Origin of the sequence: Hoeflea sp. AS16 (assembly GCF_038900095.1) — a bacterium.
Taxonomy (GTDB): domain Bacteria; phylum Pseudomonadota; class Alphaproteobacteria; order Rhizobiales; family Rhizobiaceae; genus Hoeflea.
The window spans coordinates 511,274-533,840 of sequence record NZ_JBBMQQ010000004.1 but is presented as its reverse complement, the minus strand read 5'-3'; the positions used below and the strand labels follow the sequence as shown (position 1 = coordinate 533,840).

The 22,567-nt window shown below is 60.8% G+C and carries 18 protein-coding genes and 3 tRNA genes; 14 read left to right on the top strand and 7 right to left on the bottom strand.

From position 1 onward, the window contains the following. Positions 1 to 224, top strand: a 224-nt coding sequence (locus WNY80_RS13995) for a hypothetical protein (RefSeq protein WP_342887981.1), incomplete at its 5' end; no start/stop codon positions are given. Positions 225 to 348: 124 nt separating this feature from the next. Then, positions 349 to 1,548, top strand: coding sequence for a hypothetical protein (locus WNY80_RS13990; protein WP_342887980.1), 1,200 nt, complete (start codon positions 349 to 351; stop codon positions 1,546 to 1,548). Positions 1,549 to 1,629: 81 nt separating this feature from the next. Here WNY80_RS13990 and WNY80_RS13985 read toward each other — a convergent pair. Both WNY80_RS13985 and WNY80_RS13980 read right to left on the bottom strand, forming a co-directional pair. Continuing rightward, positions 1,630 to 1,703: transfer RNA gene (locus tag WNY80_RS13985), tRNA-Gly, on the bottom strand. 19 nt (positions 1,704 to 1,722) lie between these two features. After that, a tRNA-Tyr gene (locus WNY80_RS13980) sits at positions 1,723 to 1,807 on the bottom strand. Between the two features lie 262 nt (positions 1,808 to 2,069). On the opposite strand from WNY80_RS13980, the gene WNY80_RS13975 reads away from it, so the two are divergent. Together WNY80_RS13975 and WNY80_RS13970 are read left to right on the top strand one after the other, a co-directional pair. Beyond that, positions 2,070 to 2,972 (top strand): RNA methyltransferase, encoded by a 903-nt coding sequence (locus WNY80_RS13975; protein ID WP_342887979.1) that lies wholly within the window; start codon positions 2,070 to 2,072, stop codon positions 2,970 to 2,972. 138 nt (positions 2,973 to 3,110) lie between these two features. Beyond that, positions 3,111 to 3,186, top strand: a tRNA-Thr gene (locus WNY80_RS13970). Between the two features lie 149 nt (positions 3,187 to 3,335). Here WNY80_RS13970 and WNY80_RS13965 read toward each other — a convergent pair. Then, positions 3,336 to 3,611, bottom strand: coding sequence for a hypothetical protein (locus tag WNY80_RS13965; RefSeq protein WP_342887978.1), 276 nt, complete (start codon positions 3,609 to 3,611; stop codon positions 3,336 to 3,338). Between the two features lie 370 nt (positions 3,612 to 3,981). Here WNY80_RS13965 and dctP point away from each other — a divergent pair, with 370 nt between their 5' ends. The 7 genes from dctP to WNY80_RS13930 all read left to right on the top strand — a co-directional run bounded on the left by dctP (position 3,982) and on the right by WNY80_RS13930 (position 11,224). Beyond that, complete coding sequence (gene dctP / locus WNY80_RS13960; RefSeq protein WP_342887977.1) at positions 3,982 to 4,995, top strand: TRAP transporter substrate-binding protein DctP; 1,014 nt, start codon at positions 3,982 to 3,984, stop codon at positions 4,993 to 4,995. Between the two features lie 68 nt (positions 4,996 to 5,063). Then, entirely contained in the window at positions 5,064 to 5,570 is a 507-nt protein-coding gene (locus WNY80_RS13955) for a TRAP transporter small permease (protein ID WP_342887976.1), read from the top strand. Beyond that, complete coding sequence (locus WNY80_RS13950; RefSeq protein ID WP_342887975.1) at positions 5,571 to 6,842, top strand: TRAP transporter large permease; 1,272 nt, start codon at positions 5,571 to 5,573, stop codon at positions 6,840 to 6,842. A 254-nt stretch (positions 6,843 to 7,096) separates the two neighbouring features. After that, positions 7,097 to 7,921: a 3-methyl-2-oxobutanoate hydroxymethyltransferase gene (gene panB / locus WNY80_RS13945; protein WP_342887974.1), complete on the top strand. Its 825-nt coding sequence runs from the start codon at positions 7,097 to 7,099 to the stop codon at positions 7,919 to 7,921. Between the two features lie 3 nt (positions 7,922 to 7,924). Then, on the top strand, positions 7,925 to 8,854 hold the full coding sequence (locus WNY80_RS13940) for a hydroxymethylglutaryl-CoA lyase (protein ID WP_342887973.1): 930 nt from the start codon (positions 7,925 to 7,927) through the stop codon (positions 8,852 to 8,854). A gap of 46 nt (positions 8,855 to 8,900) precedes the next feature. Next, positions 8,901 to 10,097, top strand: a complete 1,197-nt coding sequence (locus WNY80_RS13935) for a CoA transferase (RefSeq protein ID WP_342887972.1) — start codon at positions 8,901 to 8,903, stop codon at positions 10,095 to 10,097. A gap of 212 nt (positions 10,098 to 10,309) precedes the next feature. Next, positions 10,310 to 11,224, top strand: a complete 915-nt coding sequence (locus WNY80_RS13930; RefSeq protein WP_342887971.1) for a LysR family transcriptional regulator — start codon at positions 10,310 to 10,312, stop codon at positions 11,222 to 11,224. Between the two features lie 553 nt (positions 11,225 to 11,777). Here WNY80_RS13930 and WNY80_RS13925 read toward each other — a convergent pair. Then, on the bottom strand, positions 11,778 to 13,286 hold the full coding sequence (locus WNY80_RS13925) for a fused MFS/spermidine synthase (RefSeq protein ID WP_342887970.1): 1,509 nt from the start codon (positions 13,284 to 13,286) through the stop codon (positions 11,778 to 11,780). A gap of 281 nt (positions 13,287 to 13,567) precedes the next feature. Between WNY80_RS13925 and WNY80_RS13920 the strand changes: the two genes are divergently transcribed. From WNY80_RS13920 to WNY80_RS13910, 3 genes are all read left to right on the top strand, one after another. Beyond that, positions 13,568 to 15,451, top strand: a complete 1,884-nt coding sequence (locus tag WNY80_RS13920; RefSeq protein WP_342887969.1) for a heavy metal translocating P-type ATPase — start codon at positions 13,568 to 13,570, stop codon at positions 15,449 to 15,451. A 112-nt stretch (positions 15,452 to 15,563) separates the two neighbouring features. Continuing rightward, on the top strand, positions 15,564 to 16,328 hold the full coding sequence (locus WNY80_RS13915; protein ID WP_342887968.1) for an NAD kinase: 765 nt from the start codon (positions 15,564 to 15,566) through the stop codon (positions 16,326 to 16,328). A gap of 24 nt (positions 16,329 to 16,352) precedes the next feature. Next, the gene (locus WNY80_RS13910) at positions 16,353 to 16,832 is read left to right on the top strand and encodes a hypothetical protein (RefSeq protein ID WP_342887967.1); all 480 of its coding nucleotides are present in this window, start codon (positions 16,353 to 16,355) and stop codon (positions 16,830 to 16,832) included. Between the two features lie 79 nt (positions 16,833 to 16,911). On the opposite strand, the gene prfB is transcribed toward WNY80_RS13910, so the two are convergent. From prfB to WNY80_RS13895, 3 genes are all read right to left on the bottom strand, one after another. Further along, positions 16,912 to 18,040, bottom strand: a protein-coding gene (gene prfB, locus WNY80_RS13905) for a peptide chain release factor 2 (protein WP_342887966.1) whose coding sequence is annotated in 2 segments (ribosomal slippage) — positions 16,912 to 17,970 and positions 17,972 to 18,040 — 1,128 coding nt in all. Because the reading frame shifts where the segments join, the coding sequence is not laid out codon by codon here. Positions 18,041 to 18,151: 111 nt separating this feature from the next. After that, positions 18,152 to 20,602: a penicillin-binding protein 1A gene (locus WNY80_RS13900; RefSeq protein ID WP_342887965.1), complete on the bottom strand. Its 2,451-nt coding sequence runs from the start codon at positions 20,600 to 20,602 to the stop codon at positions 18,152 to 18,154. A 316-nt stretch (positions 20,603 to 20,918) separates the two neighbouring features. After that, entirely contained in the window at positions 20,919 to 22,196 is a 1,278-nt protein-coding gene (locus tag WNY80_RS13895) for an N-acetylmuramoyl-L-alanine amidase (protein ID WP_342887964.1), read from the bottom strand. Positions 22,197 to 22,567 lie beyond the last annotated feature (371 nt).

The window sequence follows — 22,567 nt, the reverse complement described above, 5'->3', positions numbered from 1 at the left end:
CCTGTTTCCGGCATCTAAGCCAAACTCAGGCAGAAATTCCACTTATCCCTGCTGTGCAGTTTTCCCGAGCCACCTCTCCCCCACCACAACATATTGTGTCTGAGAAATCTCGGTTGGTACTGAAACATAAGCAGTTCGAACAGGATCCGTTGTTGATCGCAATTGAGAAGAACTGGATAGGCACCATTCGGCAAGTGCATAGCTTTCCGAACGACTACACGTGACGCGCTGAGCTGAAACGCCGCCGTACAATGCGATTACATGTGGTTACAGCTACTTTGACATACGCTCGGGCCTGAACAATCCTTCCATGGTCGGCAAAGCCGCCGATGGTAAGGAGAACTTCACATGAAAATCGTAAAATCAGACCGACCGGGCTACAAGGCCAAGGCCGGCGCAAACGGAACTGAGCTTCGCTACTGGATCCCCGCGCGGGCCATCAAGGCCGCGCCGATCGATCTTTCAGATGTCGCATCGAGGGTGATTCCCTCCGATGCGCCGATGAAAACCGTCAACGCGCTATGCACCGCGTGGACACAGGAGTTGTTCGATGAACTGCTCACCATCCCGGTCAACAGCGAGTTCGATCCGCGAATCGAGTTCGATGGAACCATCGCCTCGCTGATCAGCTGTTACCGGCGCGATCCGTCATCGCCCTATCAGGGGCTCAAGCACACCACCCGCCAGCGCGACTATGAACCATCGTTGCGGATGATCGAGAAGCATGTCGGCGAGCGAGCCATCGGCGCGCTGCGCGGCAGCGACTTCAAGCGCTGGTATGAAAACTGGCTCAAGCGCGGCCAGCGCACTGCACACGGCGCGATCAGGAAGGTCCGGGCGATCTTGAGCTACGGAGTGGCCGAGAAGCTGCCAGGCTGTCAGGAAGCACGCGAAATCCTCGCTGTGATGAAGTTTGCGGCACCGAAGCCCCGCAAGGTCGCCCTGACCTACGAATGGGCGCAGGCGATCGTCACCGAGGCAATGCAGCGTGGCGCCTACTCGCTTGCGCTCACCCAGGCGCTGCAATGGGACAGCGGCTTGCGCAGGATCCACATCATCGGCGAATGGCAGCCGGGCGCTGATGGCAGCGGCGGGGTGATCCGTGGCGGCAGTCGCTGGGTCGGGCCTACCGTGGCCGATATCGACGCGGACGGGGTTTTCCGGCCGAGCAATATCTCGGGCAACAAGGCAGCGCCGGCGCATGACCTGTCGGGCTATCCGATGGTTCAGTCGGTACTGGCAAAAATGGCGCTTCCGAAGTTCGGGCCGCTGATCGTCAACGAGAACACCGGCCTGCCCTACTGGAATCGCGAGTACACGAAACTGTGGAGAACCATCGCCCGCGAGGTCGGTGTGCCTGATGACGTGTGGTCGATGGACACGCGCGCAGGAGCCGTGACCGAAGTCGAAGAAGCATTGGGGATATCGATCGCCGGCAAATTTGCCGGTCACTCGAACCCTCGAACGACGCTTGGCTATGTCCGTGACGATGGCGTGAAGGTGTCGCGCCTGGTTGCCGATGCCCGGCGCAAGATGCGCGAATCGTAAATCGCATGGAACCGTGTGGAACTGTGGAATTGGCTAAATTGTTGAACAGCACGAAATCTGAATACATTCAACCGCTTGGTTTGGAGCGGGTAGCGGGAATCGAACCCGCGTATTCAGCTTGGAAGGCTGCTGCTCTACCATTGAGCTATACCCGCATTCATGACCCCGCGACGGTGGTGGAGGAAGTTGGATTTGAACCAACGTAGGCGAAGCCAACGGATTTACAGTCCGTCCCCTTTAACCACTCGGGCATTCCTCCGGACCAGCCGTCAGGGTCATGCATCCAAGATGGACAGCCTGAAAGCTTCAGGCGTCGCGGGCCAAGTGATTGGTTGGAAACACCTGTACCGCGGTCGGCGTTATGACGGCGAGAGGTTCCCGTGTCAACACGGATTGAGACAAAAACCGACAGTTCTTCCAGACCCGCCCCCGGCCTGCCGCGGCGGCCCCTTGCGGTGCGGTCGCAAAAGCATGGGCACAGCACCGATTGCACCCTACGGCAATTGGCGTATAAGCGCGCCATGAGCAAAGATGACGATGCCGGCGCGCCCGGTTCCAACCGCGACACCCATTACGCAAAGCTGCGCCGCGCCCACCGCGATGCCAAGCGCGACCAGCAAGGCCTGCCGCCGGCGCAACCGCGCGGCAAACGCGACCTGCCGGCACGCAAGGGCACGCTGTATGCGGACCGCGTCGCCCCTGACACGATCTATCTCTATGGCCTGCACACGGTGCGTGCGGCGCTCGACAATCCGTCGCGGCGCATCACCGCGATGAAGGCCACGCGCAATGCGCTGATGCGGCTGGAGATTGCCGAGGGCGCCGACCTGCCCTACCCGCTCGAACTGGTCAGCCCGCAGGAAATCGACCGGCTGCTGGGTGACGACGCGGTGCATCAGGGTGTGCTGCTGGAAGCCGCGCCATTGACGCCAAGGCCGCTGTCGGCACTGGGCGACACGCAGCTTGTGGTCATTCTCGACCAGGTCACCGACCCGCACAATGTCGGCGCGATCATGCGCTCGGCGGTGGCCTTCGGCGCCGGTGCGCTGATCACCACCCAGCGCCACAGCCCGCAGGAATCGGGTGTGCTGGCCAAGGCCGCCTCCGGTGCGCTCGAACTCATCGACCATATCGAGGTCCGCAACCTGGCGGCAGCGATCGAAGACATCAAAGCGCAGGGCTTTGTCACCATCGGGCTTGATTCGGAAGGACCGGAGCCGATCGAGGCAGGGCTGTCGGGCGAGAAAATCGCCCTCGTGCTCGGCGCCGAGGGCAAGGGCTTGCGGCAAAAGACACGCGAGACCGTCGACATCCTGACGCGGCTCGACATGCCCGGCGCGATCAAGTCGCTCAATGTCTCCAACGCCACGGCAATCGCGCTTTACGCGGCGCGCCAGCATTTGAGCCGAAGCGGATCTGCCTGAACCGGCGGGCTTGCCGGGCCGCACCGGAGACGCCGCGGCTGCATTTGAGGGCAACCAGCTCTCACCGGGACGGAAAGACAGCCGATCACGCGATTTTTGCTTTACAGGCGCGATCAATATGCTATCCGCATCCCCGCTGCCCTTGTAGCTCAGTTGGTAGAGCACCTGATTTGTAATCAGGGGGTCGCGGGTTCGAATCCTGCCGGGGGCACCATTTTTTCAAATATTTGGCGAGATTTTGCTCGCCCCGCTGCCCAGCCGGGAAGCGCATAGTAAGCAATCCAAAGCTGGCTCGCACAGCAACAAACCTGCGTGAGCAACCCCAGCTGATTCGATTAGAGACGAGACCGACACATCCTCCATCTACGCCCTGGGCCGATTTCCCGATACGGAGTGCTTAGCGTGTGACCTGAGCGCCTTCATCTTCTCGGCCACCTCGGTCGTGATGCCGCCACCTTGGCCAGTATCAACCTCGACCCTTTTGACCCCGACGTTCAGCGTTTGTGGCGCACAGCCGATTTTCGACGAAATGGACAGGATCGCCTGCCAACGCGATCCATTCTGGTCCTGAATGTCCAGAACCAAACCCACCGCGCGCTCACGCACTTCGGGGGAAAACTTGTTCGTTGCCCTGCCCATGATGCTCCATACTACTCAGGAGTGGGAGCCTCCGACAAACCCGGCGCGGTTCAACCTGCGCAACAACGTAGTCCCAGTCGAAAATCGGGGCGACCGCATTCCACCTGAAATCATACCTGAAACAGATTCAGCCCAACATTGCCTGCTTGCGCCGATTTAGAGGAAGAATCCGCCTGCGAATTTGCGAGTTGTTCGATGTCGTTCGCGGCCGGATCAGGTGCACTGTTGTAGGCTGGGCCAGTCACGGACCACCACCTCTCACCAAATTGAGACGCTGGGTTCGTCAAAAGAGAATGGTGGCGGGTCTCGAGCCATTCTACCAATAGCTGATACGCAAGATAACTTTGAGACTCTCGGGAGGAGCACAGACATGAAAACTAGCACCACGGCGCGGTTGCTTGCAGCAGCAGGACTTGCGATCGGCGTCACCCTGACCGGCGCTGTTGCGTCATGGGCCGCGGATGTCACACTCAAGGTGACCGCCCAGCTTCCGGCCTCACATCCGACCACATCAAACCTTATGGAATTCAAGGAAATCGTCGAGGAGAAGTCCGGTGGCGAGATCGCGGTCGAAATCTACGACTCCGCCCAATTGTACAAGGACAGCGAAGTGCCGCAGGCGGTCTCTTCCGGTGCAGTCGCCATGGGTACAGCTTCGCTGACCCGTTTCGCCGGCACCATTCCGGCCGTTGATTTCTTCTATGTTCCGTTCAGCCTGCCGTCGCTCGAAGCCGTCGAGAAGGCAACCGCGCCCGGAAGCGAAATCCGCAACCTGCTGGATGGTGCGATTGCCGAAACCGGCGCCAAGGTGCTGTGGTGGCAGGCCGTTGGCGGCGCTGTGGTCATGAGCAACAAACCGGTTCACATGCCCGATGATCTCAAGGGCATGAAGGTTCGCGTGTTCGGCAAGACGCTGGGCAATTTCGTTGAATTGCTGGGCGGCGCACCAGCCCTGATTTCCGGCTCCGAGCAGTTCCTTGCCTATCAGCGCGGCACGGTCGATGCCGGCATGTCTTCGGCAGCGGGCGTGACTTCGCGCAAGATCTACGAGGTGCTCGACCATCTCACCGTCACCAATCACGCTGACGTGGAATTCGTGGTGCTGATCAACCAGGGCGTATGGGATGGCCTTAGCGATGCCCACAAGGCGATCGTCGATGCTGCCGCCAAACAGGTGGAAAAGAGCCTGCGCGACGACGTCAACCGCAAGGAAACCGAGGCGATCGACTTCGTCCGGACCCAGACCAAGATGGAAGTCATCACGCTTGATGACGAACAGCTTGCCGCCTGGAAGAAGGCGTCTGCGCCGATGATCGACAAATACATCGAAAGCTCGGGCGACCTCGGTCGTAAAGTTGTGGAAGCTGCCGAGGCGCTTCAGTAGACTTCGGTTTCTGGCGCCGGCCGCACAGGGTCGGCGCCATTAACTCCAGGTCGGGGCTTGGTCCGTCGATGTTCAGCAAAATCACCGGTTATTTCGCCATTGTCGCCAGCGCGCTTTTCGTCGCGATCGGGGTGATGATCAGTTACGAAGTGGTCATGCGCTATGTCTTCCTGGCGCCCACCAGCTGGACCGAGGAGATGGCGCGGTTTTTCCTGATCTGGGCGGTCTACATGTCAGCCGCGCACCTGCTTCACAAACGCGAACTGATTTCGATCACCGTGGTACAGGACAGGATGTCGCCCCGCTGGCGGCTGGCGAGTGAATTTCTGACGCTGATCTGGATCGCCGCCTTCAGCGTTGTCGCTGTCTGTTATGGAGTGGTGACGGTCAACGAGAGCATCCAGATTGGCCGCAAGACCGCCTCGATGCTATCGGTTCCGCAATGGCTGACAGAAATCTCCATTCCAATTGGCTTCGCGCTGCTTTTCGTCCAGTGCCTGGTCGAGGCGCGGGGTTTGCTTCGCGACGGCCATCCGAAGGGTAACGTCGACCGGAATTGGGAAGATACCATCTAGATGACCGCGTTCCTGATCATCCTTTCGCTGTTTGCTGTCCTGCTGGTCGGGATACCCATTGCCTTTGCACTCGGCGGCATGGGCGCGGTGCTGATCATCCTTGATGGTCTCAACCCGATTATTGTTACCCAGGCGCTCTACAGTTCGGTCGATTCCTTCATTCTGCTGGCAGTCCCGCTGTTTCTGCTGATGTCCAATATCCTGCTCAAGGGTGGCGTTGGCCGTGACCTGTTCGCGGCCGTTCAAAGCTGGGTCGGGCACTGGCCAGGCGGACTGGCCGTGGCAACAGTCATTTCCTGCGCCATCTTTGCCGCGATTTCAGGCAGTTCGATTGCCACCGCGGCGACGATTGCGACGGTGGCAATCCCGGAAATGACGTCACGCGGCTACCAGCGCCCGTTCGTGCTCGGGTTGCTTGCTGCCGGTGGCACGCTGGGCATCCTGATCCCGCCATCGGTACCGCTGATTGTCTATGGCGTCTTGACGGAGCAAAGCATTGTTTCGCTGTTTCTGGCCGGCGTAGCGCCCGGGTTGCTTCTGGCGGGTTTGTTCATCGCCTTTTCCATGCTCTATGCCGCCTACACCAAGGCCTTCGATCCGCTGCCCAAGGCAAGCTGGGAGGAACGCAAGGCAGCCAGTATCCGGGCATTGCCCAGTGTCGGCCTGGCTCTGATCATCTTCATCGGTCTCTATGGCGGCGTATTTACACCGACAGAAGCCGCCGGTGTCGGTTTCGTGCTCGCTATCATCATCACCGCGCTGATGCTCCGCACACTCACCTGGCAGCTTTTCGGCGAAGCGGTGATCGGATCAATGCGGACCACCGTGACGATTTTCCTCATTGTTGCCGGCGCCAAGATCTTCGCAAAGGCGATCACGCTTTACCGGATTCCCCACGAAATCTCCGGGCTGATCATCGACAATTTCGACCAGGTCGGCTCGTTCATCTTCGTCGTTTGCATTGCGTTGCTGATCCTCGGTTTTTTCCTCGAATCGCTGTCGATGCTGCTGATCGTGGTGCCGGTCCTGTTTCCTGCACTGTTGAGCATGGGCATCGATCCGGTCTGGTTCGGCATCGTCTTCATGTTGATGATCGAGATCGCGCTGATCACGCCGCCGGTGGGGCTCAACCTGTTTGTCATCCAGGCGGTGGGCAAGGCCACTCTGGGAGAGGTAACCAAGGGTGTTCTGCCTTTCCTGGCGATCATGCTGTTGACTGTGTTGCTGATCTACCTGTTTCCGCAGATCGTTCTGTTCATCCCGTTCGGATAGTCGAAAGGGCCTCTGCATTCGGCCAGACGGGACACAGCATTCGCCAATCGAGACTTGCCGATTTGCCGGGCATGTCAGAGTTTCGATCCAGCCGCTGCTGCGTCATTTCCACCTTGGAGCGTGTCTGGCTGCCGGCTCCGACAGTGTCTGAACGCATTGCCCGGACATTTTTCGCCGCTATCCTCCAAAGCGTGGCGCATGTGCAGGTTTGGAGCAGTCCGGCCCGGTTTTGAGTGAAGCAAAGTGAGACCATTGTGAGCGTCCATACAACATCGAAGAAGATCACCTCCCAGCACATTCGCTCGCGCAAGGGTGGCGAGCCGATTGTCGGCCTGACCGCCTATACAGCCTCGATGGCCAAGGCGATGGATTCCATCGTCGACTTCATCCTGGTCGGGGATTCGCTGGCGATGACGATCTATGGCGAGGATTCTACGGTGGGCGTCGACCTCGACACCATGATCCGGCACGGCAGGGCCGTGGTGCGGGCCTGCAATCATGCCTGCGTCGTGGTCGATATGCCGTTTGGCGACTACCAGGCAAGCCCCGAGCAGGCCTTCATGAGTGCGGCCCGGATCTTGCGGGAAACCGGATGCGATGCGGTCAAGCTCGAAGGCGGTATCGAAATGGCCGAAACCGTGGCCTTCCTGTCGGCACGCGGTGTGCCGGTGATGGGCCATATCGGCTTGACGCCGCAATCCATCAACACGATGGGCGGGTTCAAGACCCAGGGTAAGGATGAGCTTGCCGTTCAGGAACTGATTGCCGCGGCAAAGGCTATGGAAAGTGCGGGCTGCTTCGCGTTGGTGATTGAGGGGGTGATCGAATCTGCCTCCGAGAAGATCAATCAGGTGATGTCGATCCCCACGATCGGCATCGGCGCCTCGGTGGATTGTGACGGGCAGATTCTCGTGATCGATGACGTGATCGGTATGTTCGAGGATTTCAAGCCGAAATTCGTCAAGCGCTATGCCCAGGTCATGCCCACCATCCGCGAAGCCATCGAGACTTTTGCGAACGAAGTGCGCACCCGGCAGTTTCCTTCAGTCGACCATGTTTTCGGTCGCTCCAAAGGGTAAGCAATGGACCGGATTGAAATCACTGAAGTCGGACTGCGTGACGGGCTGCAGAACGAAAAGACGTTCTTCCCGACCGCTGATAAAATCGACATTGGCAACCGCCTGGTTGCAGCCGGTCTGCACCGACTTGAAGCCACCTCGTTTGTTTCGCCCAAGGCGGTGCCGCAACTTGCCGACGCCGAGGCGGTGATCGGCGGCATCAAGCCCGTCGACGGGCTTGTGCTTGAGGCGCTGGTGCCGAATGAGCGCGGCGCCAAGCGGGCCATGGCGGCAAATGTCAAGGTCTGGGTCGCCTTTGCATCGGCCACTGAAAGCCATTCGCTGGCCAATTCCAACGCCAGCATCGAGACAGCGCTTGAGCGCATCAAGCCGCTTGGCGAATTGGCCAAATCGGCTGGCGCTGAGCTTTATGGCTCGGTGGCCGTGGCCTTTGACTGCCCGTTCGAGGGACAGGTCGGGACCGCCCAGGTGCTCAGGCTCGCCGAGGCTTACCATGCGATGGGAATCCGGGTTCTCAAACTTGGCGACACCATCGGCTCTGCGTCCCCGCGACGGGTAAAGGAACTGGTTTCGAGCCTTCAGGCGGAACTGCCGGACATGCAGCTGATCCTGCATTTTCACGACACGCGCGGCATGGGGCTCGCCAACGTCATGTCGGGACTGGAGGCAGGTGCGAACCGGTTTGAAAGCGCCCTTGGCGGTCTTGGTGGTTGTCCGTTCGCACCGGGCGCATTGGGCAACATCTCGACCGAGGACCTGGTGCATTTGCTGCATCTCGAAGGCCTGTCCACCGGCATTGATTTGCCGGCTCTGATTGGCGTAGGCAAGCTGCTTGAAAGCAGGCTTGGCCGCCCCCTCCCCGCCCGGCTGTTGCGCTCAGAACCGGTCGGAACCCTTTATGACCTGAACGCCTCGGCACGCGCTTCGGGTTGAACCAACGGCGCCCGGCCACCAGCGCCAGGCAATGACGGAGACAAGCATGAGCCTCAGTGGAATTCGGGTTGTCGATCTGACACGCATTATTTCCGGTCCGTTCTGCACCCAGCTCCTTGCAGATCTGGGCGCGGACGTGATCAAGATCGAAACCATCGGCGGCGACCCGCTGCGCGAACAGGGCGCCAAGGTGAATGGCTTCAGCTGGTATTTCGCGGCCTACAATCGCAACAAACGCTCGGTTTCGCTCGATCTCTACAGTGATGAAGGCAAGGCCATTCTCAGGCAGATAATCCGCAGCGCCGATGTGCTGGTGGAGAATTTCAGGCCGGGTGTGCTCGACAAGATGGGCCTGTCCAAACCGGAACTGGAAGAACTCAATTCCAATCTGATCGTCTGCAACATCAGTGGCTTCGGCGCCAGCGGTCCGTATGCGCAGAGGCCGGCCTTCGATTTTATCGCCCAGGCCCTCAGTGGCTTCATGAGCGTCAATGGCGTCGAAGGCGAACCGCCGCTTCGTTCCGGGTTGCCGATCAGCGATCTGGTGGCGGGCCTGTATGGCGCATTGGGGGTGGTCTCGCGCCTCGTGGGGCGGCAGGGGCCCGGCGAAACGCCTTCCGGGGTTCAGAATGTCGACATCAGCCTGACCGACAGCATGGTCAGTCTGCTAAGTTACATGGCGTCCGATCACCTGGCGATCGGCAGGTCCCCGATGCGCAGCGGCAATGATCACCCGCTGGTTGCGCCCTATGGTGTGTTCGAAACGGCGGACAAGCCGATTGCGCTGGCGCCCAGCAATGACGGTGTTTACGCCAAGTTGCTTGCTGCGATGGATCTGCAGCATCTGCACAGCGATTCCCGGTTCGTGACCAATGCCGACCGGCTGGCCAATCGTGGTGCATTGCGTGATATCCTGGAGCCAATCTTCAGGTCCGCCCCCAGCGCCCACTGGATCGCGCTCCTCAACAAGGCGGGAGTTCCGGTGGGACCGATCCTGACGGTGCCGGAAGTCTTCGAGGATCCCCAGATCATGCACCGCGATATGAAGATCGAGGTCGATCATGGCGATCGCGGCCCCGTGCAGATGTTGGGCTTCCCGATGAAATTCAGCCCGGATTTCTGCGAAATCCGGCTTGCGGCTCCGACCTTGGGCGAGCACAGCAGCCAGGTGCTGGCTGAAGCCGGTTTCAGCCAGGCCGAGATCGACGCATTCGTCCAGCACGGCGTGTTGCGTCAGGACTGACCAGACGGTTTTGCCCGTTTGTATCCTGGCGCCTCGCTTGGCTTCCGTGAGATGCCGCGGCTTCCGGAAGCGGCTGGCGGAGCGTGTTGATCGTTATCAGTCTTGCGGAGCACCGCGGCGGCGAGTAGGTTCCGGCCATGCCAGCCACCGGCATTGCACCCACATTTTGCGCTGCCGGTCACCGTCGTCATCCGTGATCAGAAAAGCCTCTCATGAATATTGACTTTGTCAGCCTGAAGGCATTCTTGACCGTCGTCGATACCGAGAGCATTCGCGCCGCATCGGACAATCTCAACCTGTCCATTTCCGCCGTCAGCCGGCGCATATCCGAGCTTGAGATCGAGTTTGGCCAACAGCTTTTCACACGCCATTCGCGCGGCGTGGAAATCACGGAAGCAGGACGGCTGCTGGCCGCGCACACCCGCGAGACCTTTGCAACGCTGGGGCTGATGTGCTCGGATATGGAAAAGCTCAAGGCGGGCGACATCGGCCGGGTGATGATCAGCGCCAATGGCTCGTCGCTGGTCAATGGACTGGCCAGACATATTCGCGAGTTTCTCGATGCCCACCCCAACGTCGCCGTCGATCTTCAGGAACAGCTGACACCGGATATCCTCCAGCACGTGGCCGGCGGCTCGACCGATATCGGCTTCGTCTCCAACACCATGCGGTTGCCCGAGGGCGTGACGACCTATCCCTACTGCAGCGACAAGCTGGTGCTGGCGGTTGCTGCAACCCACGCCCTGGCAGGCCTTGGAAGCGTGCGGTTTTCGCAGATGCTCGAATTCCAGGTCATCGGTGTCAGCGAAACCAGTTCACTCACACGGCTGCTGCGGAAGGTTGGCGGCATGGCCAATTCGGGATTCAGTTACAGCTACATGGCCAGCACCAACGAGATAGCCCGCACAATGGTGGCCAACAATCTCGGCATTGCAGTTCTGCCCGAGCAATTTGTCCTGCCCTACACCGACATGCTGCCCATCCGCGCGATCCCGATTGCCGAGGAATGGGCGCATCGCGAGATCTCGATGGTCATTCGCAGCGGAGAGGAAATTTCCGGTCCGGCAAGAGCATTCTTTGACTGGATCTGCAAGATGAACATAGATCAAGAGATTATGCAGCGTTAAGTTCGTTTCCAGAGTTTTTTTGCTTTGATCGGTAATTGATGTTCCGGGTGTTGGCACGGCCATTCCCGTCTAGCACAGCGTCAGCAATCGTCGCACCTTGCCCTTGCAGAACTTCAACCTGCCGAAGCTTCGATACGATCTCTTCCGGCTTCTCTCGTTTTCCAGCCATCGCTGATCCTTCAATTTGAGGGGTAATCCATCCCGGTTGGTGGATCCCTTTCAGGGGGCAACTCCAACCCCACAAACTATTGCCGACACGTCATGAGCTGCGCTGTCGTCTCGCTGCGCATTCGCCGCATGGTCAAAAGCACCAGATCACCAAGACGCATCGCCACTAACGCTGCACTTGTAACCGCAGCCGCCCAGCGTATGGATTACGTTGGTAGTAAGGGTGTCGCAGGCTCGAATCCTGCCGGGGTGCCATTCTTTCAATGATTCAGGCCGCGCAGGGATTGCGCGGCCCTTTTTTAAGCTGCCGTCAAGGTGCCAGCGGGAGGCAAATCGCGGCGGGCGGCAGTTCCGCCGCATGCGTGTCTCCACAATCGCAATCAATTCAGAAATGTCCGCCCAGCAACCGGTCGATCGGGGCGTAGTCGTCGGTCAGGCGGGCGGGCGAGCTTCTTGCGACAAGGCGGTCGGTGAAGCTTTGGGCCATGGCCGCGAAGCGGGTCGGATCGGGTGCTGCTGCCGTGATGGCGGGAAACGCTGTCGGCCTGTCTGCCGCGACAAGGACGAAGACCCGCTGCTCGCCGGGGACGGGCAGGCTTTCCTCGGTCCAGATCTCGACACTTGCAAACACCGACTGCAGCGTTGCCGCTATGGCACTGAGCGCCTGCAGGCGTTCGGGGAAATCGATGACATTCATCAGGAAAACGCCGTCTTCGGACAGCCGGGAGCGGACCAGGCGGAAAAATTCCTGCGTGATCAGGTGCGGCGGCACGGCGATGTCACCGAACGCGTCGCCAACGATCACGTCGTAGCGCGCATCCGGCCGCCTCTGCAGGGCGACGCGGGCATCTTCATCGAGAATGCTCATGCCATCCGGCTCGAGCCAGAAATCACGTACCGCGGTTGCAGTCACTTGCGGATCGATCTCGGCCACGGTTATCGGCCCGGTGTTGCGGTCAGCCCAGGCGCGCGGCACCGAATAGGTTCCGCCGCCGATGAAGAACGCGGAAAAAGGTCCCGGCTCCAGCCTGCCCCTGGCAATCGCATCAAGCATCGCGGTGAATTGGGAAAACATGGTTCGCGGCAGATCCCGGGCGCTGGTGCCATGCGACAGGTGATCGAGAACAAGCCGCCTGACCGGCGCGCCCGGATCGGCCGACACATCCAGGACCCGGATGCAGAAATACTGGCTTTCCGTGGTGCAGCTGGACACGCGTGACACCGAGAAAGTGCCGAGCGCCATGATCAGTACCGCAACCACCAGCGCCACCACCGGATGACTGACCGGGCGGACGAGCCACAGCATGAGTGCCGCGGCAAACAGATAGATTGCCGTGACGATGGCCAGAGTGAGTGCCGTTCCGAGCCAAGGGATGAAGACAAACCCGGCAAGCAGCGTCCCGGCAATCGCACCGACCGCGCCGGCGGCGAACATGGCACCGAGCGAGCGGCCCGATTGCGCGCCCTGCTGCATCACCGCGATCTGCGCCAGCACCGGGGCCGGAACACCGGCAAACAGCGACGGCAGGAAAAACACGCAAGTGGTCAGGATGACGATGCTCCAGAGCGGATGATCCACCGAGCCCAGAACCGGCCCGCCGATCAGCCGCAGCAGCAGAAGCGCCGCCGCAGTCGAGAATGCCGCCGCCAACAGGATCCAGCCGGTCCGGGCCAGTGCCTGTCTTGCCTGCCGCCCGGCAATGTGGCCACCCCACCAGTGTCCGGCGGAGAACCCGGCAAGCACCACCGCGATGATCGACGTCCAGGTGTAGAGCGACATGCCGACATAGGGGGCCAGCATCCGGCCGGCGACGATTTCGACGATCAGGCTGACGCCAGAGACCGCAGCCTGAAGCGCAACCAGAAGCCACAGCGGCACATGTGTTTGGGGCATCCGCATCCATCCTGCTCCCGGGGTCAGACAACATCTTCATCTTTATCCGGCCTCACCACCAAGACAAGCCATTGCCGGAACCGCGGTGACTTTGACCTGCGGCAATGCATGTTCTGTTTCAAGCGTGTATTGATCACATCTGTCCCCATCCTTGGGTGCGCCACGGGTGCCCTTTGCCCGGGGACAGATTTCGCTGGCTTCGGGACCATCGGGGCCTGAATATGAACTGACATGATGTGCGGCCGGGCCCCGCGCGCAACCATCAAGGGACGGCAACTGACGTGACCGATTTTCTTCAGGACCGTTTGAAGGTCGCGCTTCTGGTGATCTCCCTCACCGGTCTGATTGCCGGGCTGGTGCTGAGCCTTGCCGGTTTTCCTCAGGCCGCAGACCTCGCCTGGTCAGCAGGCGTCATTCCTGTGCTGGCGGGACTCCTGGCCGAAATCGTCAGGAGCCTGAAGGGCGGAGAAGTGGGCCTCGACATCGTTGCCGCCTTGTCGATGACGGCTGCGCTGATATTTGGCGAGACGCTGGCCGCGGCTGTGGTGGCGCTGATGTATTCGGGCGGGACCTTGCTTGAAAGCTTTGCCGAAGGGCGGGCGCGCCACGAGATGCGCAGCCTGTTGTCACGGGTTCCCCGCACCGCGTCCAGGCACCTCGATGGCACCCTCGAGGAAGTCCCTCTGGAGGAGATCGAGCCGGGCGATCTGCTGCTGATCCGGCAAGGAGACGTTGCGCCCGTCGACGGCACTCTCGAAAGTGGCCAGGCCATGCTGGACCAATCAGCGCTGACCGGAGAATCACTACCGGTTCGTCTTGATCATGGCGCGGAGGTGATGAGCGGCTCCACCAATGCCGGTGAAGCCTTCGACCTTCGGGCGACACGCCATGCCAAGGACAGCACCTATGCCGGCATTGTCAGGCTGGTCGAAGCGGCACAGAAATCGAAAGCGCCGATGGGCCGGTTGGCGGACCGCTACTCGATGGTGTTCCTGGCTGTCACTGTGGTGATTGCCTTTGCGGCCTGGTGGTTTACCGGCGATCCGATCCGGGCTGTCGCGGTTCTTGTCATCGCCACGCCATGCCCCTTGATCCTCGCGGTGCCGGTGGCGCTGGTGGCTGGACTTTCCCGGGCTGCGCATTTCGGCGTGCTGATCAAGGGGGCAAAGCCGCTCGAGGCGCTGGCGCAGATCAAGACCCTGATTCTCGACAAGACCGGCACGCTTACCGATGGCAGGCCGGTGGTCGTGGCCATCGAGAGCTACGGAGAGCTGTCGGAAGCCGAAGTGCTTCATTTCGCGGCTGCGCTGGACCAGGCCTCCAAGCACCCGATCGCGCAGGCACTGGTGGCTGCTGCAAAGGCACGTGGAGAGGCCCTGCCCTTTCCCCAAAACCTTGATGAGACCGCCGGAGAAGGCATTTCCGGCATCATCAATGGCAGGAAGATTGCCGTTGGCGGATCCAGCTACATCGCGTCTCTGGTCGGGACTGCAGGGCCGGAATTGTCGACGCGGGAAGCCGGAGAGGTCGTCGTTGCCCTGGCGGTCGATGGCAAGCCTGCCGGTCGCCTGGTCATGGCCGACACATTGCGCACCGGAACGGCTGATCTGCTGGCCGGACTTCGCAGACGCGGCATCGAGCGTATCCTGCTTGCGACAGGCGATCGCCAAGCTGTGGCCGAGGCCGTGACCGAAAAGCTCGGACTTGATGCGGTGCGGGCCGATTTGACGCCTGATCAAAAGGTCTTGCTGGTCCTGAGCGAGCGCAAGAATGGCCCGGTGATGATGGTCGGCGACGGGGTGAATGATGCGCCTGCGCTGGCGGCTGCCGATGTCGGTGTCGCCATGGGCGCGCGCGGTGCAGCCGCGTCGGCAGAAGCCGCCGATGTGGTTTTGCTGGTCGATCATCTCGACCGCCTTCTGTCCGGACTGGAAATCGCACAACGCTCGAAGCGGATCGCCCTTGAAAGTGTTGCCGTGGGCATCAGCCTGTCCGTGGCCGGAATGATTGCGGCCGCCCTGGGTTATCTGACACCCGTTCAAGGCGCGGTTCTGCAGGAAGTGATCGATGTCGCGGCAATTCTGAATGCGCTCAGGGCATTGCGTATTACACCGACGGTTCCTGGCTTGCCCGCAGTCACGCAAGCGGCTGCAAGGTCTGCCTGAAGCCTGGCCGCAGCAAACAGCGTTCCTTTCGGCAAAGACGCCGCGTGTCTGCCCTTGCATCCTGATCTGCCAATCGCCATTGTCACTCAAGGAGTGGGAGTAAGCTCATCACATGACTTGGAAATTCAGTTTCATTGCCTCACCGGCGCCGGACGCCCAGGAGGCGGCAACCCATCTCGCCGCACTTTATGGCAATACCCGCCAGCAGGATGCGGACATTATCGTGGCACTGGGTGGCGACGGCTTCATGCTGCAAACGCTGCATGAGCAGATGAACAGCGGACGCGCCGTCTACGGCATGAACCGGGGGTCTGTCGGGTTCCTGATGAATGACTACTCGGATGAAGATCTTCCGGGCCGGATCGACGCTGCGGTGGAGAACATCATCCGCCCGCTCGAGATGACCGCCAAGGACGCGCATGGCGCCACCCACAAGGCGCTTGCGATCAACGAGGTCTCGTTGCTCAGGCAGAGCTACCAGGCGGCCAAGCTGAGACTGTCGATTGACGGCCAGGTGCGGATGGAAGAACTGATCTGCGATGGCCTGATGGTGGCCACGCCCGCCGGATCGACCGCCTACAACCTGTCGGCCCACGGCCCTATCCTGCCGCTTGACGCCCAGTTGCTGGCGCTGACACCGGTCAGCCCGTTCCGGCCGCGGCGCTGGCGCGGAGCCTTGCTGCCCAACAAGGTGGTAGTCACGATAGATGTTCTGGAAAGCGACAAACGCCCGGTCAACGCGGTTGCCGATCATATCGAAGTCAAATCCGTGACCCAGGTCCAGGTGGCTGAATCCAAGGAATCGACCACCCGGATCCTGACCGATTCCAGCCATTCATGGAATGACCGTATATTGGCCGAACAGTTCCTTTACTGAGGCGAAACCAAGGGAGGTTGCGTGATGATCCGTAGAGCATCGAAATTGTTGCTGGTACTTGCCTGCCTCGCCGCTGCGGCGCCGGCCGCAGGCCTTGCCCAGGAGGCTGAGAAACTGGCCGAGAGCCTGTCGCCCCGGATTCTGTTCGTCACCAGCGGTGGCTATTGGGAACAGGAGGATGCCGAGGCCGGTTCACCGCAGCGCGGCTATTACCGGCTGATCGCCATTCGCGGAGAGGACAACCGTTCGCTGGTCGAATTGCAGCACATCGCCCTCGCGCCGGGTGGACCGGACGTTGTGACCACCACAAGCATCGAAGAGATCAACACTCTTGGCGGTTACATCACCGATATCCGGCCGGAGGATTCGACCGGAGCGGCAAGCCAGATGGGCTTTGCCGCCTACATCTATCTCAAGACCGATCCGAAAGTGGTCGAGCCGGAAACATGGGCACTCTATATCGACGAATTCGGAGATATCGTGGTGGAGCGATCAAGCAACTGACCACCCACATGCGCCGGGAAACTTCCAGGAACGCTTGATGGTCGGATACGGACAATCTGCCTGAGGGGCAGACCTGCAATCAATCGATGTCTTCGACGTCGGCAGCGCCACCATAGACGCGCTGGGCAAGGGCTGCTTCCATGAACTGGTCGAGGTCGCCATCCAGCACACCTTGCGGATTGGTGCTTTCAGTGCCGGTGCGCAGATCCTTGACCAGCTGGTAGGGCTGAAGAACGTAAGAGCGGATCTGGTGACCCCAGCCGATCTCGGTCTTTGAAGCCGCTTCCTCGTTGGCCGCTTCCTCGCGCTTTTTCAGTTCCGCCTCGTAGATCCTCGCACGGAGCATGTCCCATGCCTTGGCGCGGTTCTTGTGCTGCGAGCGTTCCTGCTGGCACTGGACCACGATCCCGGTCGGATTATGGGTGATGCGGACGGCCGAGTCGGTGGTGTTGACGTGCTGGCCGCCGGCGCCGGATGCGCGGTAGGTGTCGATTCGGCAATCGCTCTCGTTGATATCGACATCGATCGAATCATCGATCACCGGGTAGGTCCAGATGCTCGAGAACGAGGTGTGGCGGCGGGCCTGGCTGTCATAGGGCGAGATCCGCACCAGACGGTGAACGCCCGATTCGGTCTTCAGCCATCCGTATGCATTGTGGCCCTTGATCAGCAGCGTGGCGGACTTGATGCCGGCTTCTTCGCCGTCGTGGATTTCGAGCAGTTCGACCTTCATGCCGTGCTGTTCGGCCCAGCGGGTGTACATGCGCAGCAGCATGTTGGCCCAGTCCTGGCTTTCGGTACCGCCGGCGCCGGAATGGACTTCAAGATAGGTGTCATTGCCATCGGCTTCGCCAGAAAGCAGGGATTCGATCTGTTGGCGGGTGACTTCGGTGCGCAGCTCCTTAAGCGCGGCCTCGGCCTCGGAGACGATGGCCGCATCACCCTCCTCTTCGCCCATCTCGATAAGTTCGAGATTGTCGGAGAGCTGGGATTCGAGCCGCTTCAGGCCGTTGATGGCGTCGTCAAGATGCTGGCGCTCGCGCATCAGCTTCTGGGCTTCCTGCGCATCATCCCAGATCGAGGGATCCTCGGCCTTGGCGTTCAGCCATTCCAGACGTTTTTGGGCAGGTTCCCAGTCAAAGATGCCTCCTCAGCAGGCTTATGGCCTGCTTGATTTCGTCGACAACGACCTGGGTTTCTGCGCGCATTGTTCTCTGGTTCCATGCTGTTGTGTGGCAAGCGTTCTTGCCGAAGCGGGCGGACCATAAGGTCCACTCCGCACGATGTAAAGGCGTCAAGGGCGCCGATTTTCCTGAGCGTCAGTAGAGCCCGCCGACACCGTTGACCACCGCCTGGTTGGCCTGCGGCGATATGGTGGTGATGGCGTCACCGGTGGCGAAATCTTCCAGTCCGATGACCGAATAGACATCCGAGGGGCCGGTCCCGGGCTTGAATGCTTCCATGATCACATCACCCTCGCCTTCAAACGCCTGCATGCCGGTCTTGCGGTTGATGGCGATCAGCTTCATGCCCGGCGGGACACGGAAATCGGCAGGCCTGGTGCCTTCGAGCGCGCCCTGCATGAACTCGTTGAACACAGGGGCTGCCAGCGCACCGCCGGTGGAGCCGCGCCCCATCGGCTTCGGCGTGTCAAAGCCGATGAACACGCCGGCCACCAGGTCTGCGGTGTAGCCCATGAACCAGGCGTCCTTTTCCTCGTTGGTGGTGCCGGTCTTGCCGGCGGTCGGACGGTCAAGCTTGACCTTTCCGGCGGCGGTTCCGCGGGTGACAACACCCTCCATCATCGAGGTGATCTGGTAGGCCGTCATCGGATCGAGCACCTGCTCGCGGGTATCGATCACTTCGGGCTCTTCCTGCGAGATCCACGCTGTGGCGATACAGGCGTCGCAGCTGCGTTCCTCATGCTTGAAGATGGTCTTGCCGTAGCGGTCCTGGATGCGGTCGATCAGCGACGGCTTGATCTGCTTGCCGCCATTGGCGAGCACGGAATAGGCCGAGACCATGCGCATCACCGTGGTCTCGCCCGACCCCAGCGACATGGCCAGCACCGGCAGCATGTCGTCATAGACACCGAACCGCTCGGCATATTCGGCCACGAGGTTCATGCCCATGTCCTTGGCAAGCCGCACGGTCATGAGGTTACGCGAACGCTCGATGCCGAGCCGCAAGGTCGACGGGCCGGCGGAGCCGCCGCCATAGTTCTTGGGCTTCCAGAGTTCGCCACCGGAGACAATCTCGATGGGAGCGTCGAGCACCACTGAAGCAGGCGTATAGCCGTTGTCGAGGGCGGCTGCGTAAACGAAGGGCTTGAATGCCGAGCCCGGCTGACGCTCGGCCTGGGTTGCCCGGTTGAACTCCGACTGGGCGAAGGAGAAACCGCCAACCATGGCAAGCACGCGACCGGTGTGCGGATCCATCGCCACCAGTGCGCCCTGGATTTTCGGCGGCTGCCTGAGGCGAAGACGTTGTACGCCCTCCTTCTCGTACGGCTCGACATAAACAACGTCGCCCGGCTTCAACACGTCGGCGGCGGATTTTACATTGCGGCTCTTTTCGCCGTCGAAATTGAGCCTGAAGGCCCATTTCATGTCCTCGGCCAGGATCGAGCCGGTAACGCGCTCGGCACCGGCTGCGCCAGACACTTCCCGACCCGGACGAAGGCCGACATCGACCTTGTCGTCGGTTGCCGACAGGACAACGGCGAGCCGCCATTCGGGCATGTCGCGCAAGGGGTCGACTTCGCTCAGCGGAGCACCCCAGTCGCCGGACACGTCAATGCGCGTGACGGGGCCGCGGAAGCCGCGGCGCTCGTCATAGGTTATCAGACCCTTCTGCAGCGCCTTGCGGGCAATTGCCTGCAGTCTCGGGTCAAGCGTGGTGCGGACCGACAAACCGCCTTCATAAAGCGCGTCATCGCCGTAACGGCCGATCAGCTCGCGGCGGACCTCCTCGGCGAAATACTCCGAGGCGAACAGGTAGGATCCGGTCTTGCGCGGCGTCACGCCCAGCGGCTGCGCCTTGGCTTCGGCACCATCGGCGGCGCGGACATAGCCGTTCTCGACCATGCGGTCGATGACCCAGTTGCGCCGCTCGACTGCACGTTCGGCGTGGCGGAACGGATGATAGTTGTTCGGCGCCTTCGGCAGGGCCGCGAGATAGGCCGTTTCGGCGATGGTCAGTTCGTTGACCGACTTGTTGAAATAGGTCAGTGCCGCACCAGCGATGCCGTAGGAGTTGAGGCCGAAGAAGATCTCGTTGAGGTAAAGCTCGAGAATCCGGTCCTTCGAATAGGCCTGTTCGATGCGGAAGGAGAGAATGGCTTCCTTGATCTTGCGCTCGTAGGTCTGGTCGGACGAGAGCAGGAAGTTCTTGGCGACCTGCTGCGTGATCGTGGATGCACCCTGGCGCCCGCCGGTGCGGATGTTGTTGACAACCGCACGGGCCAGGCCGACCGGATCCACGCCGGGGTGATGGTAGAAATTCTTGTCTTCAGCCGACAGGAAGGCAGCCTTCACCCGGTCCGGTATCGCCTGGATGGGCAGAAACAGCCGCCGCTCGCGGGCGTATTCCGCCATCAGTTCGCCAGAGGCTGCATGAACGCGCGTGGTCACAGGCGGCTCGTAGCTGTTGAGGACCTCGTAGTCCGGCAGGTCCTTGGACACATCTCCGATGTACCAGGCAACACCGGCTGCAACGATCAGAAACAGCACGGTCCCAATCCCGAAGAAATATCCAATCAGTCGTATCATCAGCCAGCTACCGTTTGCTTGTCCTGTCGGCCCGCCTGGCTGTCGCCAGGGCATGAGCCCGCCATGTCGTGTGCCCGGTTAGCCCGGACAATGTGAATAAAATAGGGCGCAGCCGCATTTGCCGCATCATACTTGCCGCCCGAAGGAAGCCGGAACGCCTTGCGGCTCAACATCGGCGCCCGCCCAAACCATTCGAGGTTCAAAGGCCGGTGCACCGCAAATTTGGCCGGCATCGAGCAGGTCCTCGCCCGTCGCGCCGTTACCAATCCGACAAACCGCTTGTTCCATCCAGATTCGTAATTCGCTTTATCGGCCATCATTGCCTGCCCGCCAAGATCATTTCGCGGTAATTCTGCACGGACTGGGCGAGCAATTGCGCCGTGCTTTTCCGCCACTCCTCGTCGTTGAGCAGTTTTTCATCTTCCCGATTGGACAAATATCCCATTTCCACGAGGACCGAGGGGACATCGGGCGCCTGCAGCACGCGGAAGCCGGCATGCCGCAACGGGTTCTTGATCAACTTGACCTGTCCCTCGAAGGAATTGATCACCTGCTGGGCAAGACCGGTGGAAAACACCCGGGTTTCGGTCCGCGCCAGATCGACGAGAATGGCTGCAATCGCTTCGGGCGCGTTTTCCAGGCTCGCGCCGACAATCGCATCCTCGCGGTTTTCCTGGTCAGCCAGCGACTGGGCCAGCGCATCGGAGGCCTTGTCTGACAGGGTGTAGACCGTCGCGCCGCGCAGCGAGCGCACGGCAATCGAATCAGCATGCAGCGAGATCAGCAGGTCCGCCGCCTCGTCGCGCGCCCGGCGAACCCGCGCCGACAGCGACAGGAAGCTGTCATCTGTCCGGGTCATCGCGACGCGGATGCCTTCCTCTTCCTCGAGGGCTGCTTTCAGCGCCTCTGCGAAGGCAAGAGTGACATTCTTCTCCATCGAACCTGCAGGGCCTTCAGCACCGCCGTCGATGCCGCCATGTCCCGCGTCGATCACGATGGTCAGCGTGTCGCCCGGAGGCGCGGCCGCTTGCCCGACTGCCGCATCCTCATCCGACTCGGGCCAGTTCGAGGCGGTCACTTCCGCCGAAAATTCGTCCCGGTCGAGAGTGGTGATGTCAAACACCATCCGGTGCACGGCGCCGGCGGCTTCCTTGCTGGTTTCGACAAGTTCCATTTTCGCCGGCGCGGTGAATTCGAACACCATCCGCGCCCTTCCCTTGCCGGAATTGCCATAGCGGACGGAGGAAACCAGCCCGCGCGCCTGCAGGGAATCGTCCGGAAAGGCGAAGACCGTTTCGGGCAGGTCGATCACGGCGCGATAGGGATTTTCCAGATAATGCAGCCTGAATTCGGGTTCGCGCTCGAAGTCGAGCACCAGACGGACCCGGCTTTCATCGCCCGCCAGGCGGGCAGCAATGACAACATACCTGGAATCACGCGCATCGTCCGGCATGGCAAGGGATACCGCGGGCGAGACAATCAGCATGGCATGGGCGACAAGCGTTATCAGCACACAGGAGAATACGGCGCGGGCCCACGCCAGATACGGGCGCCCGCTTGCTTCAATCCGCCGGTGTTTCGCACATAACCGCATTCGTCAGCTTCCAGCCTTCAACCCTTGGGGCCACCCCTGCACGGCCCGTTGCCAGCTGATAGCGGCAAACAGCGTCAAGAGAATGGCACGATTCGACTTGCGAACCCGGCAAGAGCATCGCGCATTCGGGTTAACCATCCGTTCACCATGATTTCGGGCAAAATTCTTACCCAGACGTCCGCAACGTCAACCCGCGCGGTTGTACAACCTGAAGTGCAGATGTTTTCAGTTGCCAGATCGCTACTCAGCCCATAAAAGCTTTCATTGGGTAAGTATATTGACGGGATAGAACTGTCACCCTTCCGGCCGCCGCCTGTAACAGGCCCAGGGCGCCAGGAGTGCGGATCGTCCGTCGTCTAATAATGTTCCTT

Excerpts from the sequence above, each read along its gene's own strand:
- WNY80_RS13925 (WP_342887970.1), bottom strand. The coding sequence starts at position 13,286 with ATGCCCCAAACACATGTGCCGCTGTGGCTTCTGGTTGCGCTTCAGGCT.
- WNY80_RS13940 (WP_342887973.1), top strand. The coding sequence starts at position 7,925 with ATGGACCGGATTGAAATCACTGAAGTCGGACTGCGTGACGGGCTGCAG.
- WNY80_RS13975 (WP_342887979.1), top strand. The coding sequence starts at position 2,070 with ATGAGCAAAGATGACGATGCCGGCGCGCCCGGTTCCAACCGCGACACC.
- WNY80_RS13955 (WP_342887976.1), top strand. The coding sequence starts at position 5,064 with ATGTTCAGCAAAATCACCGGTTATTTCGCCATTGTCGCCAGCGCGCTT.
- WNY80_RS13965 (WP_342887978.1), bottom strand. The coding sequence starts at position 3,611 with ATGGGCAGGGCAACGAACAAGTTTTCCCCCGAAGTGCGTGAGCGCGCG.
- dctP (WP_342887977.1), top strand. The coding sequence starts at position 3,982 with ATGAAAACTAGCACCACGGCGCGGTTGCTTGCAGCAGCAGGACTTGCG.
- WNY80_RS13895 (WP_342887964.1), bottom strand. The coding sequence starts at position 22,196 with ATGCGGTTATGTGCGAAACACCGGCGGATTGAAGCAAGCGGGCGCCCG.
- WNY80_RS13950 (WP_342887975.1), top strand. The coding sequence starts at position 5,571 with ATGACCGCGTTCCTGATCATCCTTTCGCTGTTTGCTGTCCTGCTGGTC.
- WNY80_RS13935 (WP_342887972.1), top strand. The coding sequence starts at position 8,901 with ATGAGCCTCAGTGGAATTCGGGTTGTCGATCTGACACGCATTATTTCC.
- WNY80_RS13910 (WP_342887967.1), top strand. The coding sequence starts at position 16,353 with ATGATCCGTAGAGCATCGAAATTGTTGCTGGTACTTGCCTGCCTCGCC.
- WNY80_RS13900 (WP_342887965.1), bottom strand. The coding sequence starts at position 20,602 with ATGATACGACTGATTGGATATTTCTTCGGGATTGGGACCGTGCTGTTT.
- WNY80_RS13990 (WP_342887980.1), top strand. The coding sequence starts at position 349 with ATGAAAATCGTAAAATCAGACCGACCGGGCTACAAGGCCAAGGCCGGC.
- WNY80_RS13915 (WP_342887968.1), top strand. The coding sequence starts at position 15,564 with ATGACTTGGAAATTCAGTTTCATTGCCTCACCGGCGCCGGACGCCCAG.
- WNY80_RS13930 (WP_342887971.1), top strand. The coding sequence starts at position 10,310 with ATGAATATTGACTTTGTCAGCCTGAAGGCATTCTTGACCGTCGTCGAT.